This window comes from Micromonospora endophytica, assembly GCF_003236305.1.
Classification (GTDB): Bacteria; Actinomycetota; Actinomycetes; order Mycobacteriales; family Micromonosporaceae; genus Micromonospora; species Micromonospora endophytica.
Genome location: NZ_POTX01000485.1, coordinates 1 through 1,068 on the forward strand (window position 1 = coordinate 1; position 1,068 = coordinate 1,068).

General features: G+C 72.0%; 1 protein-coding gene. It reads left to right on the forward strand.

Annotated features, from left to right (window positions below):
* The first annotated feature begins 74 nt into the window (after positions 1-74).
* Positions 75-959: a DUF559 domain-containing protein gene (locus C1I93_RS30665; protein WP_258378396.1), complete on the forward strand. Its 885-nt coding sequence runs from the start codon at positions 75-77 to the stop codon at positions 957-959.
* Positions 960-1,068: the final 109 nt, after the last annotated feature.

The window sequence follows — 1,068 nt, forward strand, 5'->3', positions numbered from 1 at the left end:
GGGCGGGGGCGGCGGCAGGGCAGCGCTGGGGGCCGGACCTGCCGTCGGATGACGCGGACGAGCTGACCTGGCTGTTGTTCCACCAGGAGCAGGTGCTCAGCCTCGATCAGGCCCGCCGGCACCTGTCGCCGAAGGCGATCCGGCACAGGGTCGAGTCCGGTCGCTGGCGGAAGGTGCACCGCGCCGTCTACGTCACGCACAACGGGCCAGTGACACCGGCACAACTGCGGTGGATAGCTGTCCTGTCCACCGGCCCGGCGGCGGTGCTCGGCGGGCTGAGCGCGGCCCGAGCCTGGGGCCTGCGCAGGCACGACGACGGGCTCGTGCATCTGCTCGTGCCGAGGAGCCACCGGCCGCGTGCGATGCCGCCCGGCGTCCGGGTGCACCGCACCACCATCCTGCCTGACGAGGACGTCCTCGACGTGGGGCAGCCGCGCCGGACGATGCCGGCCCGGTCAATTGTCGACGCGGCGCAATGGGCGGTCACGGACCACCAGGCTTGTGCGATCATCGCGGCCGGTTTCCAGCAGCGCCTCGTCGGCGGCGACGATGTGCAGCGCGTACTCGAACGTCTGCCACGCGCCCGGCGGCGCAACCTGATCCGGCGGACCGCCGCCGACGCGGCAGGTGGCGCGCACTCGCTGCCGGAACTCGACTTCCTCACGCTCGTCCGGCGCGCCGGACTGCCCGAGCCGACCCGGCAGGCAGTGCGTCGGGACGCTGCCGGTCGACGTCGCTACCTGGACGCGTTGTTCGAGGACTGGCGGGTGCACGTGGAGATCGACGGTGGTCAGCATCTCGACCCGGCCACGGCCTGGGCGGACATGCGTCGCCAGAACGACCTGTGGCAGCGCGGGGAGCGAGTGCTCCGCTTCCCCGCCTGGGCCGTCCGCCACAATCCCACCGAGGTGATCACCCAACTCCGCGCCGCACTGCTCGCGGCCGGCTGGCGCCCCTGACGCCCGCAGATCTTGTTGCGAGAGCGCCCCTCCGGGGGCAGTTTCGCAACAAGATCCAGCAAGAGTCAGGTGAGGAGGTGGGATAGGTGGGGGGTGGTGAGGACGGAGT